Source organism: Janibacter sp. LM (genome assembly GCF_039631275.1).
GTDB classification, from domain to species: domain Bacteria; phylum Actinomycetota; class Actinomycetes; order Actinomycetales; family Dermatophilaceae; genus Janibacter; species Janibacter terrae.
The window spans coordinates 1-15,669 of record NZ_JBDIVG010000049.1; the positions used below are offsets into that span (position 1 = coordinate 1).

The 15,669-nt window shown below is 64.2% G+C and carries 14 protein-coding genes, 1 tRNA gene and 2 pseudogenes; 5 read left to right on the forward strand and 12 right to left on the reverse strand.

Annotation, left to right across the window (positions count from 1 at the left end; genetic code table 11):
* Nucleotides 1–371 (reverse strand): annotated as a pseudogene (locus ABC138_RS16930) (hypothetical protein); the annotation flags it as partial.
* On the reverse strand, nucleotides 368–757 hold the full coding sequence (locus ABC138_RS16935) for a metalloregulator ArsR/SmtB family transcription factor (RefSeq protein WP_345914402.1): 390 nt from the start codon (nucleotides 755–757) through the stop codon (nucleotides 368–370). The gene ABC138_RS16935 and the pseudogene ABC138_RS16930, both read right to left, overlap by 4 nt.
* An 86-nt stretch (nucleotides 758–843) precedes the next feature.
* On the opposite strand from ABC138_RS16935, the gene ABC138_RS16940 reads away from it, so the two are divergent.
* Both ABC138_RS16940 and ABC138_RS16945 read left to right on the forward strand, forming a co-directional pair.
* Nucleotides 844–1,221 (forward strand): metalloregulator ArsR/SmtB family transcription factor, encoded by a 378-nt coding sequence (locus tag ABC138_RS16940; protein ID WP_345914403.1) that lies wholly within the window; start codon nucleotides 844–846, stop codon nucleotides 1,219–1,221.
* Nucleotides 1,221–2,156, forward strand: coding sequence for a cation diffusion facilitator family transporter (locus tag ABC138_RS16945; protein WP_345914404.1), 936 nt, complete (start codon nucleotides 1,221–1,223; stop codon nucleotides 2,154–2,156). Before ABC138_RS16940 ends, ABC138_RS16945 begins: the two co-directional genes overlap by 1 nt.
* Nucleotides 2,157–3,006: 850 nt before the next feature.
* On the opposite strand, the gene ABC138_RS16950 is transcribed toward ABC138_RS16945, so the two are convergent.
* The 9 genes and pseudogenes from ABC138_RS16950 to ABC138_RS16990 all read right to left on the reverse strand — a co-directional run bounded on the left by ABC138_RS16950 (nucleotide 3,007) and on the right by ABC138_RS16990 (nucleotide 11,955).
* Nucleotides 3,007–3,186, reverse strand: coding sequence for a hypothetical protein (locus ABC138_RS16950; protein ID WP_345914405.1), 180 nt, complete (start codon nucleotides 3,184–3,186; stop codon nucleotides 3,007–3,009).
* Between the two features lie 630 nt (nucleotides 3,187–3,816).
* A pseudogene (locus tag ABC138_RS16955) lies at nucleotides 3,817–4,059 on the reverse strand (phage terminase small subunit-related protein); the annotation flags it as partial.
* A gap of 382 nt (nucleotides 4,060–4,441) precedes the next feature.
* Nucleotides 4,442–4,792, reverse strand: coding sequence for a hypothetical protein (locus ABC138_RS16960; protein ID WP_345914406.1), 351 nt, complete (start codon nucleotides 4,790–4,792; stop codon nucleotides 4,442–4,444).
* 13 nt (nucleotides 4,793–4,805) lie between these two features.
* Nucleotides 4,806–5,033 (reverse strand): hypothetical protein, encoded by a 228-nt coding sequence (locus tag ABC138_RS16965; RefSeq protein WP_170307595.1) that lies wholly within the window; start codon nucleotides 5,031–5,033, stop codon nucleotides 4,806–4,808.
* Nucleotides 5,034–5,065: 32 nt separating this feature from the next.
* Nucleotides 5,066–6,130 (reverse strand): M23 family metallopeptidase, encoded by a 1,065-nt coding sequence (locus ABC138_RS16970; protein WP_345914407.1) that lies wholly within the window; start codon nucleotides 6,128–6,130, stop codon nucleotides 5,066–5,068.
* A gap of 508 nt (nucleotides 6,131–6,638) precedes the next feature.
* On the reverse strand, nucleotides 6,639–8,411 hold the full coding sequence (locus tag ABC138_RS16975) for a hypothetical protein (protein ID WP_345914408.1): 1,773 nt from the start codon (nucleotides 8,409–8,411) through the stop codon (nucleotides 6,639–6,641).
* Between the two features lie 285 nt (nucleotides 8,412–8,696).
* Nucleotides 8,697–11,336 carry an ATP-binding protein gene (locus ABC138_RS16980; RefSeq protein WP_345914409.1) on the reverse strand — a complete coding sequence of 880 codons (2,640 nt, stop codon included), beginning with the start codon at nucleotides 11,334–11,336 and terminating at the stop codon, nucleotides 8,697–8,699.
* On the reverse strand, nucleotides 11,333–11,671 hold the full coding sequence (locus tag ABC138_RS16985) for a hypothetical protein (RefSeq protein ID WP_345914410.1): 339 nt from the start codon (nucleotides 11,669–11,671) through the stop codon (nucleotides 11,333–11,335). Before ABC138_RS16985 ends, ABC138_RS16980 begins: the two co-directional genes overlap by 4 nt.
* An 11-nt stretch (nucleotides 11,672–11,682) precedes the next feature.
* Nucleotides 11,683–11,955 (reverse strand): hypothetical protein, encoded by a 273-nt coding sequence (locus tag ABC138_RS16990; RefSeq protein ID WP_345914411.1) that lies wholly within the window; start codon nucleotides 11,953–11,955, stop codon nucleotides 11,683–11,685.
* A gap of 339 nt (nucleotides 11,956–12,294) precedes the next feature.
* Here ABC138_RS16990 and ABC138_RS16995 point away from each other — a divergent pair, with 339 nt between their 5' ends.
* On the forward strand, nucleotides 12,295–13,179 hold the full coding sequence (locus ABC138_RS16995) for a DUF4062 domain-containing protein (protein ID WP_345914412.1): 885 nt from the start codon (nucleotides 12,295–12,297) through the stop codon (nucleotides 13,177–13,179).
* A gap of 135 nt (nucleotides 13,180–13,314) precedes the next feature.
* Here the strand turns inward: ABC138_RS16995 and ABC138_RS17000 are convergent, their stop codons facing one another.
* Nucleotides 13,315–14,298, reverse strand: coding sequence for a hypothetical protein (locus tag ABC138_RS17000; protein WP_345914413.1), 984 nt, complete (start codon nucleotides 14,296–14,298; stop codon nucleotides 13,315–13,317).
* Between the two features lie 21 nt (nucleotides 14,299–14,319).
* On the opposite strand from ABC138_RS17000, the gene ABC138_RS17005 reads away from it, so the two are divergent.
* Both ABC138_RS17005 and ABC138_RS17010 read left to right on the forward strand, forming a co-directional pair.
* Nucleotides 14,320–14,757 (forward strand): hypothetical protein, encoded by a 438-nt coding sequence (locus tag ABC138_RS17005; RefSeq protein ID WP_345914414.1) that lies wholly within the window; start codon nucleotides 14,320–14,322, stop codon nucleotides 14,755–14,757.
* Between the two features lie 713 nt (nucleotides 14,758–15,470).
* A tRNA-Ser gene (locus ABC138_RS17010) sits at nucleotides 15,471–15,528 on the forward strand.
* The last annotated feature ends 141 nt before the right edge of the window (nucleotides 15,529–15,669 follow it).

The window sequence follows — 15,669 nt, forward strand, 5'->3', positions numbered from 1 at the left end:
ACGGCTCGCCAGAACACCCACGGAAGCGTCAGGAGAGCCAAAAAAGCCAAGGCTGCCGCCTCGCCCACGTGCCCCAGCAGGACGGCCCCCGTACCGGCGATCGTCATCAGCAGGCCCACACCCAACCGGCCCTGCCCACGCCCCGTGACCAGGCGACGGATCGCAGCCGGAGCAAACGTCCAAGCACCTGCAGCCAAGCCGACCGCGTAGGACAGCACGCTCATGCCCTCGGAGCCGCCCACTCCCAGCAGCAACCCGGTCAACCACAGCACTCCAGCGGCGGCTGGCAGCGCCAGGGCCTGATCACGCCACCACGGAGCGAGATCCTCGGGCACCGGCTCGTCAGAGACCCCACAGCATGCATCGCTCATCGCGCGACCTCACTCTTCTCATCGAGGGTGAGTGGAGGCGTGGCTCCGCAGCACAGCGGTACATCGCAGTCCGCATCCATGCAGGGAACCCCGTCGTCGACCGCCAAGACCACGTCCATCAACGACTCCAACGCCCGAGTCAGATGCGCGTCGGCGATCTCATACCGGGTGCGACGTCCCTCCGGTGCGGTGACCACGATCCCGCAGCCGCGCAGACAGGCCAGATGATTCGAGACATTCGTACGGCTCAGTCCAAGATCCCGGGCCAGCTGCGCCGGATAGCTCGCCTCCTGCAACAACGACACCAAGATCCGCGCTCGAGTCGGATCCGCCATCGCCCTACCCAATCGATTGAGCACGTCCAGTCGAGCAGCACTGTTCATCACGCAGTGACCATACATTGCTAACTGACCTATGGGCCAACCGGGGCAATGGGCACCAACTCATCGTTTCATGGCGCTAGCATCGCTCTATGACGATCAATAGCCGCCATGAAAATCCAGCTGCAATAGAGGTGTCTGACGCCTGCGCTGCCTTGTTCCACGCCTTGGCCGAGCCCACGCGCTTGGCGCTCCTGAAGCACCTCTCCAGCGGGGAACATCGGGTCCGTGACCTGGTCGACCACATGCACCTTGCTCAGTCGACGGTGAGCAAGCACTTGGCGTGCCTGCGGGACTGCGGGCTGGTGAGGGTGCGGACCGAGGGCCGCGCGTCGTGGATCTCGTTGACCGATCCGTCCCGACTGTCTGACCTGTTCGAAAGCGCGGATGCGCTACTGGCAGCGTCGGGCGCGTCGTTGTCCCTGCGCGAGCACCGTGACCACGACCAACTTGCCACCGAGGAGGTCTGATGGGATCCGACCACCACCACAGCCCGCCACATGGGCAAGCGGGCAGCGGCTTGCGCAACCGCCTTCTAATTGCCTTTGGCATCACGTCGTTCATCGTCATCGCGCAGGCGATCGGAAGCGTCATCACCGGCAGCCTGGCGCTGCTGACGGACACCGCCCACGCCCTATCGGACTCCACCGGCCTGCTGGTCGCGGTCATCGCGGCCACCATGATGCTGCGACCCCCCAGCAGCCAGCGCACGTGGGGCTTCGCGCGAATCGAGATCGTCGCTGCCCTAGGCCAAGCGGCGTTGCTGCTGCTGGTGGGTTCTTACGCGGCCATCGAAGGGGTCCGCCGACTGGTTGAGCCCACGGAGGTCCAAGCCAGGGAACTGCTGCTCTTCGGCATCATCGGACTCGCGGCCAACATCACCGCGATGGTGGTCCTGTCCTCCAGCCGCGACGCGAACTTCAACATGCGCGCGGCATTCCTCGAAGTGCTCAACGACGCACTGGGTTCCCTCGGGGTGATCGTGGCCGCCATCGTGATCGCCACCACAGGGTTCCAACGAGCGGACACCATCGCCGGGCTGTTCATCGCGGCCTTGATCCTCCCCCGCGCATACAAGCTCTTACGCGAGACCGTGCGGGTGCTGATGGAGTTCACCCCGAAGGACGTCGACCTGGACGCCGTGCGGACACACATCCTTGAGCTGGAGCATATTCGTGAGGTCCACGACCTGCACGCCTCCACGATCGGCACTGGCCTGCCCGTCATCTCCGCGCACGTCGTGATCGACGACGAGTGCTTCGAGTCGGGCCACGCACCACAGATTCTGGAGCAGATCACTTCGTGCGTGAAGGAGCACTTTCCCGTTTCCTTCGAGCATGCCACCATCCAACTGGAGACGGCCGCAGTACGAGCGCGAGCATGTACCTCGGTTCAACACACGTAGAGCGACCCACCACCTTCCAGGAGTGTGGGTCCCCGCGTCGCGGGTCGACGGCAGTCAAGCGCCCAGCAATCTCACCCCATGAGCAAGTTGCCCGCGCACTCACTGGACATCACCGCTCAGGCACCCTTCAAGCCCAGATCAGGACGCCACCGGGCCGTCCCCCAAGCAAGGCTGTCTCGATGTCGCGGTTGACGATCGTCACCGCACACCCGTCTCGTTGAAGAGGGTTGAGGACTCTGCCAAGAGGGGAAGACGGGAAGGTGTGGCCTCGATGGAACCCGCGACTCGTCGCACCACCCCCTAAGGGCGTCGTAATAATCCTTTCCCATCCGGCTCGACCTTCTCTAGCACGAGGCCGTCAGGCGCGACGAATGTTGTTTGTTGTTGGTGGTCTGGGTGGTGCCACCCACGCAGGATGCGTTCGCCGCCGTTGCACTCCGTGGCTTGGCCTCCCGCGGACTCAAGGCGCTGGTGGTCACGGCGCTGGCCCGTCACCACTCGTCGTAGTGAGCGGATCAACGCCTTGCTTCCGCAGAGGATCTCCCTTCACCAAGCCGCGACCGGATCGAATTCGTCTCATGGCCCCTAGCGCAATAATTAGAGTGGTCAGACCCCCTATGAGAGATACTCCCAGCACCAGCAGAGCAAAGGGGTAGGGGTTCGCTGAATCGCGCGACACCACAACGACTGATACCGCCGCACACATCGCCAACAGCGCAACCATCGCGAAAGACATTCGCATTCGCCGATCATCTCCCAGGGGATCCTTTCGCTCTCCGGGAAGAACGGGAATCGGTTTGCGATCTGACACCTTAGGCAACATCACACCTCACTTCATGCGATCTTTGAATCAGGACCAGAACCACCAAACAGCAACTCCCCAGCAAATGACGATGAATGCCACGCGCACTGCTGCCGACCAGCCACCCTCTGGCAACACAGCTTGAACGACGAGCCACCCCGAAAGCGCGATCAACAACAACGCGAAACGTCGAAACTCGCCGCCTTGCTTGCCTTTGTCTGTCGCCATCCCACCTCCTAAAGCGGCGCACCGGTGCCAGCAACACCATTGAGGTGCGAGCCATATCTACTCAGCTTTCCTTCACGCACAGCCTGTTCCATCGCCGGTACGGCCCTAGGCTCGCCGTGATGATCGCGCCAAAGTGCGGGCGGCCCTACACATCTCCAGACTGGTCCTTACTTCGGCGCACTTCTTGGTTTACGCCGACGGCGAGCAGCATCAAAGGAACGACAGAAAGGATAAGAACGACTATAGCGACCCGAGGCGTTGTGGCGGCAGCGAGCACGACCACAACCACCAATACCGAAAACCCGAGCAGGACTAATGCCCTTCCCAACAGCCTGTGGCGATCAGAGACATAGTTTGCTTTCCAGCCGATCATCAGTCGAACCAGCCGCAATCTTCGATAGCCGACTGCCACGTATAGGCCGTGAACACAATTCCCCCGACCCAGAAGAACGCACCCCAACCCGAAGCCACCGCAGGGCCAGCTGTGTACACGAGTGCCGCCGTGCCGAATAGGCCACCAACTACCGACCATCCGCAATCGCTGCTGAATGCTCCCGTGGGGTCGGTGTGGTTGGTGGGGTTGCAGCCGACGTAGTTGTAGGGCTGGGATTCTGCGGGGCTGGCGGGGTTACGCAGCCGACGGTTCTCCACCTTCAGTCGCTTGATCTCAGCCGACTCCTCGCTGGTCACCCCGGGCCGGTCCCCGGCGTCGATATCGGCCTGGACGACCCACCGCCGCACGGTCTCCTTGCCGATCCCGAGCTGGTCAGCCACGGCCTTGGCCACCGCAGTGGTCGAGCCGTAGTCGGCACGATGTTCAGCGACCATCCGAAGCGCCCGATCCTTCAGGGCAGGGTCCACCTTCTTAGGCATGTACTCATCCTCCTTGACTCATAAGGAAGCGGCATCAAACTCGTGACGGTTCAGAAGGGGGGCACCCAGGCGAGCACGTCGGCCACCAGTCCCTTTCTGGCAGGCCCCCTAGGACTGGAGCGAGGACATCAATAAGGGGAATCACGGGTGAATTTCCTTCCGATGCAATGCTTCCTCCGCTCTTACGTCCCGGGGCAGCCACACAAGACCAGGCCCTTCTACAGTTACCCCTATGGCTACCAGCTACGCCACTTCGAGCGTTCATCGCACTCGTTGACCTCACTGTGTCTCTATGACACATCCACCCGTCGCCAAGCCCACACTATCCCTCCTCAGGTAAGGGAACCCTAAACCATGGGGCCCCACGCTCGCTTGCCTGCTTCTAGAAACCTGCCTCAAGCGCTGTACCGTCAACTAGAAACACGAGGCGCACAGACGCTACGACAAGTTCCTTCGGATCGGGGTGCTTTCCATGCCGAACGAAGTCATGCCACGCTCCTTCGCCGCACAGCTGAACCACCCACTTGAGATCTCTAGCCCTTTCCTCGTAGGGATCCGTGAAGACCCGCAAGTCCAGTAGCCACTCGGTCGAGTACGACAGGGCCGCCCGGATTCCGACGACGCCGGTGTCGCACTGCGAGAGCTGGCGATACTTAGGTGCTGGCGGCGGAGCGAGCGGGACCCACATCGAGCCGTCTTCCCGGACTTCCGGATACCTCGGCACGCTGCGCACACTCATCAGCTCCTCAGCGCGACTGCTGAGCCTTCAGAATCCCGTACCGGACACCGCTCGTGCCGAGCCTGCCGCCGACTGCCGCGCTGATCCGGCTGGCCGAGACTCCCTGCGAGGCGATCTCCAAGAAGAGCGCGTTGCGCTGCTCCAGGGCCGCGGCCAAGGATGCCTCCAGCGCTTCGACCTCTTCAGAGGCAGAGCGTGCGCGCTCCAGCAACTTGGCCTCGTCACCCTTCGTCATCGCCCCAGCGTATCGGCGCACATTCGCCCACATCAGGACTCCTTCCCGATCAGATCCAGGCCCTTGTCCTTCAACCACGGCAACGGATCTACCGCCTGCTCGCGCACCCGGACCTCGAGGTGCAGGTGAGCGCCACTCGACTGGCCGGTGTTCCCCACGGCACCGATGCGTTCTCCCGCCTTGACCTTCTGCCCCACCTCCACGTTGAAGCTGCTCATGTGGGCATATCGCGTGGTGACGCCACCTCCGTGGTCGATGATGACGAGCTTGCCGTATCCGCCCATCGAGCCTGCGTGCACGACCTGGCCGCTGCTCATGCATGAGATCGGCATCCCTTCGGGCGCTGCGAAGTCGGTCCCTTCGTGCATCCTCGCGACGTGCGTGATCGGGTGAACCCTCATGCCGAAGGGAGACGACGGCACGAGCCCGTTCGACGGCAGAGGCGCCTTCCACTTCCCGGCGCCGCCGACCGAGACTTCCGCGCAGAGACCGGTGTCGCCGCTGGCAGCCTCGACGATCGCCACAGACGTGGACTCCTGCTGGGCGTAGGCGGCTGGGAACGCGGACCCTTGGACCGCCTGTGCGGCAACAGTGATCGGCATCTTCTCCCAGCCCTGTACGTCGAGGAGCCCAGGGTTGTCCGTGTGCATCGCCCGGCCGAAGAACGCCTCAGTGGACTGCACCACGTCTTGGATCTCCGAAGCTGAGCCCCACCCCTGGCTGGGGCGTTGCTGGTACAGGCCAAGCGAGTCGCGGTCACCGTGGTCGAGGTTCCGCAACGAACTCTCCTGCAGTGCTGTGGCGATTGCGACGACTTGGCCTCGTGTCGAGACTTTCAGCCGTTTGGCCACGGCGATGATCTTCGCGGCGTTGTCTGCCTGCTCCTGAGAAAGTCCCACACCCTTCGGGGACGCACCGACGCAGGTGATCGAGGTGTCCCCGGCCGGAACCTCATCGGCGGACGAGAAGCCACCCGTTGCGGCTGCCGCCACCAAGATGAGGAACAACCAGGCCACGACGCCCAGGGCGACGAGCAAGCTCACAATGAGTCCGCGGTTCCGCCATGCCAGTTGAGCGCCAACGACCCAGGGATCCATCACGACACCTCGCGATCCGTGACTGGAGCGAAGTCGGTCACGCGCAAAGTCCCTTGGTCCGTCGCCGACACCGTGACGTCCACGCCGCCAATCGACCCACCGCGAAGGGGGAATCGCATGACTCCCCCAACCTCAGCACGTGAGTGGACTTCACCGGCGCCCACGGACCCGGTCGGCAGGTTCTCGAGTCGGATCGTCTTCAGGCTGGCGTAGACACGGTCACTGACGAGTGGCCTCAAGCGCTTCAGCCAGCTGGACCTGCCCCCCTTCGTGTTGCTGTAGCGATTTGCGAAGGAGCGCGCCGTCTTCTCCCACGGCTCAACCGCTGACGAGTTGCGCTGGGAGGTCGTGGGGGTCGGTTCCACAGTCGCCGACGACGAGGATGCGGTCGCTGGCTCCACGGTTGCACCGGAGGTGCCCTCCGACGGTGGTGCCCACCGGGTGACGACCACAGCCGCGACGAGAGCGACCGCGACCAGTGTCAGTCGGGCCACGGGCCCGATCCGCGTCATGGCGCTTCGCCTCGCTCTTCGTCATCCAGGCCATTGGTAGTCACGAACGACTTGGTGGAAGCGTCGTAGAAGACCCAGCCCGCCTCGTCGGGGTTGCCCGGCGACTCAATGACCGAGGTGCCGTCGTCGTCGTAGCGTCTTGGTCCCGGCTCAACAGGCGGGGCTTCCACCGAGATGATCTGTTCAACAGGCTCGACGGCCCTGTCCTCGATGACCACCACAGGGGCGGGGGTCTGTCCGAGGCTGCTCGACTCGGGCATGTGGCCACCATCCACGGTCTCGGGCATATCATCCGCGTATACGACGACCGAGGGCACGACGTCGACGGGCTGCCGGTGGCGCTCCTCGCCAGTGGCGGTCTCACGGTCGCTCACGACGTCGTGGTCGACAGGTTGGGAGGTCGGCGGTTCGGTGGGCATGCGGTTGACCGTGGGCTCGCTGGCGGCGTCCGTCTCGCTCGGATGCGGCGAAGTCGTCAATTCCCGCGGGCCGGTGTCGTTCCACTGATGTGTGGACCGCGTACGTGGACGATTGGCGTCGTCGCTCGGTTCCCCTTGCTGATCTTCTTCCTCGTCCTCCTCGCCCCGGTTGCCCAGAGCGTTGCCGGCGGCGATGGTCAGGACGGTCTTGGCCACGTTCAGGGCGCCGGATGCTTGCGAGCCATCTGCGCCGGGCAGGTTCAGCGATGTGAATCGGGTCAGCGCCCGCACGGGGTGGAGCACGATCCATCCAACGAGTGTGAGCACGGCGATGCACAGGCATTGCCAGCCGAAGGGGAGTTCGTCCGCGGTCGTGATGTACCGCGCCAGGGCGATGTAAACGGCAGCGCCCAGGCCGAAGATCACGGTGTTGAGCACCACCGCGCCCAGCTTGCGGGCGACGGACCGTGCGACGGAGGGCATCATCGCCATCACGGCACCGAGCATCGGGCCCAGGATCACGGTGAAGCGCCAGTAGAGGAAGCAGAGCAGGAGCAGCACGAAGGCGAGGAAGGGCAGTGAGAAAGCCATCGGCGCGACGAGGGACCCGCCGATAGCCAGCCCCATGCGCTGACCGAAGTTCGAGTTCGTCAGGTTGTGGTACGCGCTGGGGTCCTCGTCCTTGATCTTGCCGGCGACGTCCTTGAAGTCCTTCTTCTTCTGCTCGTAGATCTTCTTACCGGCCCCGCTGGGATCGCGGTTGACCTCCTGCTGCTCCGCGTAGGTCAGCGTGCGGGAGGCGTAGAGCTGGTACCCGTACTTCTGGGCCACGGCAGAGTCGTCGGAGCCGAGTTGTCCCCGGAGCCAGACGTCCCACACCAAGGCCTTGTACAGCGGGCCGACGAAGACAGCGCCCGGCTGCTCCCGATCGGCTTGCGATGGCTCCTTGTCCTTGCCGCTGATGATGTTCTGCTGCCCGGTCAGGACGACTGCGGAGACGGTGTCATCGGTTGCCTTGGCCGCCTTGATCGGCCAGCCCACGGTCAGTCCGACGACGCACAGGCCGATGAGGACGTACGCCAACACTCGCAGGGTCTTGCTGATCTGGCGACGAGCAGCGAAGACGAGGCCGGAAAGTGCGGCGACGAGGATGAACATCGGCATCAACGGCTCGGTGAAGGCCTTGGCCATCGCCGTCGAGGTGTGCTGCAGGACGGGGTCGAGGAAGTCGAGCCAGTCAGGGTTGCCGAACGCGTTGCCGGCCGAGACGGTCGCACCGGCGGAGAGGACCGCCGGGAGGAAGACGGTCGAGGCGATGCCGTCTGTCACCTCGGCCGGTTTGTCGGTCACTCCCCCCGGTTCCGAAGTCGCAGTCATCGTCGAACGAGAACCACGACAGCCCGGCGACGCCGTGATTCTGCAGCAGGCTGGTTCCCGAGGTCGGGTCCACGGTGGTCGGTGGAGCGTCGGGGGCAGGCAGGAGCCAACCGCCGAGGCCATCGGTGGGCCCCTCGGCGACTGGTGCCGTTTCGCAACCGAAGGGGTCGGGCGCAGCTGCCGCTGGCGAGGCGCCCCAGGCGAGCATCGCCAACGTGGCGACGAGGAGAATCCACAAGGCACGGGATGCAGTGCGCATCAGACCCACTCCAGTTCGCTGGCAACCCCACCGGCGTCGCGCCGGTCCTGGCCCTTGGGCCGGGTGTCGAGCAGCTCCCAGAGGCCGGGAAGCAAGTCCCGGTTCACACGGAAGCGGCCGACCTTGCCGTTGATCCGCGCGACGAAGTCGCGGTATTCCGCGCTCTCGGGCGTGCCCTCGGGGGAACGGAGGTTGCCCAGGGTCCGCTCGTACCCGACCCCGGTTTTCACCCCGATGAGGCGAAGTGCGTCCTCCTGCTGGTCGGGGTCGTCCAGGGCACCGATGAAGGCGTCACTGATCAGGGCCTTGGACGCCGACTGAGCGGAGAGCGCTGTGTGGCGGTCCTGCGAGCTGGTGACGATGCGCGCGTTCCACTTCCGGCTGTCCCGCTCGAGGCGGGCGAAGAGGTTGCGCCCGGAGGCCCACTCCGAGAGGCGGTGCGCCTCGTCGAGGCCGACGAACTTCCGTTCGTTCATCCCGCCGGAGTAGATGCGCGACGACGCGAACTGCGCGGCGAGATTGAGGACAGCCACGGACAGCCGTTCGTCGACTGACCAGGAGGACCGCTCGGTCTCCTGCTTCGGCAGGCTCATGCCGGGCAAGGTGATGACGAGCAGCCGGGACGATGACTGCGTCTGGGAACCCGGGTTGAAGAACAGCCGCGTGCGAGGGTGCTCCATCATCTGGCGCAGGCTCTCGTAGAGAGTGCGCGACATGTCCTCGGGGAAGAGCGACCGATCAGCGAGGAGCTCGACGACGTCGGCCAGTGACCCGTCCTGCCGGCTCGGCTGCTGTGCGAGCGCCCGCGACAAGAGAACCTCGGTCATCGCCCCGGACATGACGCCCGTGGGAAGGATGCTGCGCATCGCGTCGAGGGCCAGCGCGGAACGTTCCATGCGTGCCACCTGTTGCGCGTCGCGCCACTTCTGCTCGAGGTACTCGCCGCGCTCCCTTCGCGTCGACAGACTGCGCAGCTTCTCCTGGACCGAGTCGTCTGCCTCGACCGACTCGAGCGACGGATCGATCACCACGCCGAAGGGGGACAACGTCCCCTCTGCCGCGTCGAGGAGGTTCAACGACTTGGAGACGTGCGCGATCGGCTCCCACTTCGTGATGCGTGCCAGCGGCCCGGAAGGGTCGAAGACCGTGGTCGAGACGTTCGAGAGCGTCTCCAGTGCTGCGAACAGGCCCATCAGCGTGGACTTGCCACCGCCCAGCCCGGAGACCAGCGGGGTCAGGCCCGATCGCGAGAATCGCTCCATGCCCTGGTGCATGTCCCAGATGAAGGGGTGACCGCCCGCGCCGACCGTCGTGCCGATCAGGTGCCCCTCACGATCGCCGAGGCGGCTGGAGACGTTGGGTAGTCCCGCCGCATAGGTCACCACGGGCATGTGCCGCAGATGTGCCGTGGTCGAGATGTCCTCGCCCGGTACGAACTCCCGGTAGGCGCCCTCGACGTTGCGCATGAACTTCAGGTCGATCCGCTCCGCCTCGTAGTGCTTGATCAAGCCCTGGGCGCGTTCCAGAGCGGCCTTGCTCGTGGGGCCGGCGACGGCGAAGCGCACGTACGCGTAGACGCGGGTCGACTCGGTGCCGTACCCCTCTTCCATCTCGTGCTTCATGGCCCGCGCGGCCTTGTGCGCCTGCCCGAGCATCGGCGGTTCCATCCGGGAGTCGACCCGTTGGAACTGGTCCTTCTGGTCATGGATCAGCTGCAACCGCTTCTCCACGTCCTTGGCCGCGCTCCGACCGTCGCGCACGAGGAAGTGCGAGGACATCTCGAAGCCTCCGAAACGGCGGGCGTAGGCCGCCCAGGGCGGTGAGGTCTCAGGGATGGAGCGGTCCTCCATCCGAGCCATGGACAGGACGGCCACGTACGTCTCGACCGGCTCGGCAGTCTTGGACCGGTCCGGCGAACCCACGAGCCGGACCGTTCGTGAACCGATCGGGCCCGGGTGGATCTCGACCTGATCCATCACGCCGGCCAGATCGAAGACGTCCACCGGCTCGGCCCCAGCAACCCACGACGGCGAAGGGTTCGGCAGGCCAAGGCCACGCGACCGCGAGACGAGCCACTCCACCTCGCGCTGGGTGGCCGGCCGCCCGAGGGGCTCCATGAGCGCATCGAGATTCTCGATGTCCGAGCTCAACCGGTCAGCCGCGCGGCCCGCCCGGTCGCCCTTGCCCAAGCCGGCAAGGAAGCGCGCCACCGTCGATTCGTTGCCCACGGACACGCCCCACAGGACCGGGGTTGCCGACAACGACCTGGAGGCCAGCACCCTTTGACCGCCGGAGAGGTATTCGCGCCACGCTGCGTCATCGACGGGGCTGGGGGTCCCCGCGTCCAGGGCTGCCGCCCACATCGACGCGGCGAAAGGCATCGAAGACACACGCTCGTGCACGCTGCGCCCCGCCAATCCAGCGAGCACGCGGCCGGCGTTGAAGATGTGCGCTTCCCGCTGGTCGGTGGAGAGGAACTCCCAGTCCACCTCACGCAAGACGTACCAGGCCCGCACCTCACCTCGAGCTGTCGTGACGTGCCCCGAGATCCCGGTCAGCTGCCAGTCGTAGGACCTGGGCAGGGAAACGTCCAGACCGGCGCCCTTCGGCACCTTCTGTTGCGAACGTCCAAACTTCATCGGAGGTCACCCGCCTTTGCGTGTTGGTCGAGCCGGTCACGTCGGAACCTGCGCCGTGCCTCCACTTCGGATCGGATGATTCGCACCCATGCCCCGAAGGGGACTTCGCCGGTGACGAAGTCGGCCAGGACCCACGACCCGATCCCGCCGAAGACCGCTCCAGAGACAGCCGCGAGGAACCACCCCAGCGGCGAGAACACGAGGGCCAAGACCGGAGCCAGGACCAAGAAGATGAACACGGCCACGTAGCGCGGGTGCATCGGAATCTCGATGCCATCCACCTCGACCAAGCGCCCCTGAAATCTCCACACCCGGTCATCCGTCGTCAGTCGCACGACAACGCACCTCAGAGGTTGAAGATGGCGGAGACCATCTCGCGGCCGCTGTCCGTGCCGACCAGCCCGGCCATGCCGACGATGAGGAAGACGATCAGGACGCCACCCAGCGTCGAGAGCAGGTCGCGCACACCCGACTTCTTCGTGCCGAAAGCGAAGAGCGCCACGAGTCCCACGGCAATGATCCCGATGCCGAGCAGACCGAAGAGCTCCCCCTTCAGTCCCTCCGTGTTGACGATGTCCGCCGACACTGCGCCGGCCAGAGACGAAACGTTGAATGCCACCATGACGAACACACTCCCTGCTGATCAGTTGACGGATGGATGCCCCATCAACAACGGTACGCAGCGCACAGCGCACTACGCATCTTTGGCGAACAGAGCGCGGGCGGTTGCTTTGCAGACCCCTGCTCGCGACCTCATGACAGCACAGCCCCGCACCGCCTGCAGGACGAGTGTCCACAAGCCATCTGCGCGCCACTGAACGTTTAGCGCGTGGCCACTCCGCCGGGACAGACGGTTAGATCACGCGGGTCCGAGGCGTCGGTCGGGGCTAAGGGCGGGGTGCCGCGGGGAATCTCGACGGCGGTACCGCCTGTCGGAGCGAGGCGCTACCTTCGACCCATGACCTTCGCCGCGACCGCCGTCCAGCTGCTCATCGCCTCACCCGGCGACACCCAGGACGAGCGCACCGCAATCCTGTCCGAGGCCTCCCGGTGGAACGGCAGACACGCCAAGGGACGTGGCTTCATCCTCTCGCCATGGCTCTACGAGCTGCACTCCACACCGATCCTCGGTGATCGAGCGCAGGCCATCATCAACAGCCAGGGCGTCGACAAGTCCGACGTCGTCGTGGCGGTCTTCGGCTCCCGGCTCGGCACCGACACCGGCGTGGACATCTCCGGCACCGCTGAGGAGATCAACCGCGCGATCTCGCTCGGCATCCCTGTCCACGTCTACTTCTCCAAGGGCGACCTGCCCAACGATGTCGACACCGAGCAGCTGGAACTGCTGCGCATGTTCCGCGAGGACCTGATGCGCAAAGGCCTGTGCGGCAATTACCAAGACCCCCGAGACCTCGCCCGACAGGTCATCGACGCGCTGGAGTACGACCTCGACGCTTTCGAATCGGTCCCGCTGCCGACCGCACCGGCCGGTGTGAGGCTGCGCGTCACCCACGACCACCAGACCGAGCAGAAGGGCGTGAACGCCCGCAGCGGCAAGATGGAATACCGCCACGTCATACGCGACTTGGTCATCACCAATGCGGGCGACACCACGGCCGAACAGCTGCGCTTCACGGTCAAAACCCTCTCCGACGACGACCACGTGCATCTCGGTGTCGACACGGATGAGGAAGGTTGGGTCACCGTTGGCGACCTCACCGACGGTTCCTCGCGGGCCTTCCAATGCTTCCCCTCGCGCGGTCGCTGCGACGTCGAGGTCATCACCGAGTGGGCCGAGAACGGCACCACCCACACGAAGACCTTCACCACGCAGATCACCTGACGGAGTGGAGCTGTCCCCGGCGCTTCACTTAGGACTTGACGAAACAGGTATACGGATGTCTTGTTCAGACAAGACGCCCCTTGGGTAGGCAGCATGGTTCGGGCAGCTACTACCTGGCCACCCAGGGGGACCGGCCTAAGAGATAGGTGCGTCAGATGAGACCTGATCGGCACCTTGCGGCTCTGACGGAACAGACTCCGCGCCTTCCTCAGCCTGCCTTGCTTGTGCCATATAGGCCGCTAACGGGTCGACTGGACGCTTATTGAAGTGGCCGTTCTTTGAGTTGGGGAGATACATCTTGAAGGGCCACGCATCGCTCGTATAACAAGCCTCGCACAAGTCATGAATCAAGTCGACATCATGTTGGGCTGAACTGAACTTACGCAGGGCCGTGTTGACCCCTGAACCGCTCTGCAAATCAATGGCAAACAGTGGATAGGGATTCCCGCTCCACACGCCTTTAAGTTCTAGGTTGTCAAGCATGAGCAGATTCCGGCTCTGATATTTGCCCTTATCTGGCCCGGGCGTGCAATGAAGTGAGCCGAGCGCATACGCAACCTCTAGCGACAAGGTCATGTAGCGCTCACTACACTTGCTCAGAACTCGAAATCCAGTATCAATACTTGGGCCAAAAAAATCATACAAGTATTTCGATTCAGCGCGCCTCGCCGAAACGGTCTCATGGTTCAGAATCACGACATCTTGACCGGAACGTTCATCCACGGGCAAGCGTGGGATGCTGGACTCGGAATCTGGACCGGGGAAGGTGGCCAGAAAGACTCCACCCTTAACGCCCAACCCCGTGTCATCGAGGCTCTTTGCCTTGTACTCCGTCAGGACAGCAGCCCAAACTTGAGTCGCCCGATATATGTCAATCTCGCTGGTCACGTCGCAGGTGAAGATGAGTTCGTCACCTACGGCTTTCCAGAGACTAAACACCAAGTCTGTTACTTCCAGCGCAGTCTGCTGAGCATAAATTTCTTGGGGAAACTCACGGTAGAACTGAAGAAACACCTTCTGCCAAGGCGACGCAGGATCGGGGTCCGGCTTTTGCTTGAAGGCCGTGGATCCCGTGATGTCGCAAGACAAGAATAGTCGCGACCCCTCAAACAGGGCCATTTAGCGCGAAAGGGTTAGCACTTGGGCGCGAACACCAGCCGCAGCTGGGGAAACGTCGAAATGTCCAGCCACATGCCACTCGTCGCCATCCTGCTCAGCCCAAACCTGCTGGAACTGCGTCGGCGGCATCAAGAGCGCCGACGCAAATACATTCGCCTCGGTCTCGACGCGATTACGCCCTCCACGATTGAAGCTCTTGGAGCCAGACAGCCCAGGGAGCCGGTAATGGAGAAAATAGTGGCCCAACTCATGCGCCACGGTGAAGCGGTCTCGCCTAGCAGACGTGAAGTGCGGAATGAAGACAGTGAAGTCTCCAACGTCACGCACCTCAAGCGACTCTGGCCCGTCGGAGTACTCCTTGATGCCACCAAGGACCTCCAAGAGAAGATCCAGGTCGGCCTTTCCGGAGTCATAGATCTGGTGATGCTCACCGATACGGACTGCATAGTCCGCGATTGACGCATTAGACAGCATTGTCTCTTTCACCAGCACCAGCCTCCCCGGCCAAGTCGCACGCCTGCCACTTCAGACCCACAGCGTAGTCCATCCTCCAACGTGGACAAGGACCTATCTCACGGTGACGCGCAGTACCTTCGAGACGCCTTCGAGCGCAGACCGTGACATTGCGCCCTGGCCAGGCGAACCCAGACTCCGACGCACACGGACTTCGGGCCTGACGGGCAGCCGCCGGGGTCTCGGCTGTGTGGAGCACGAGTTGAACCTGTGATGACTTTCCCTACTGTCTCAAGGCGGGCCTCCGGCCCGCGCGCACGCCGCCGGCGCGCGCTCCGGTAGGGACCCCCGCGCTCCGGGCTCGTTCCTCGCCCTCCGCGCACCCCCACCTCCGCGCGCTTGGCAGCGGCGCAGCATCCGTTGAAGGTTCGGTTCGCTCCATCCCCCCGGCGGGCGACGATCCGACCTCTACGAGAACCCGTCAAGGCCCAGGTGTTCGCGTGGTCCAGGTATGTCCTCCCGGACATGCGGCACGAGCCTTCGCGATGACCGGGGCCTTGACCGAACCTCTCCGAGCTCTTCTCTGCTCCGCTATCGGGGTGATGGATCTCCGTGGGCACTCGCCCGGGTTTCGTCCGTACGACAACCGGGCCGACCACCCCGGCCGGGTCCCGTTGACACGGTTGTCCCCGCTAGTTCCGGTGGTCTCCCGCAGCCTTGCCGTGACGGCACAGCCTCCTAAAGAAGGTGTCGCTGGTTCGAATCCAGCCGGGGGCACCGCTAGACCTACGGGAGCGCGAGGGCGGAGGGGTCGCCCCTCCGCCGACAGGTGACCCAGTTCCCCTGCATTGCCCTAGCCCCGGTCATTCATGACGATGGCCGCGGCGGTGTCGGGGCGGCGTGATCGAGTGTGCTGGG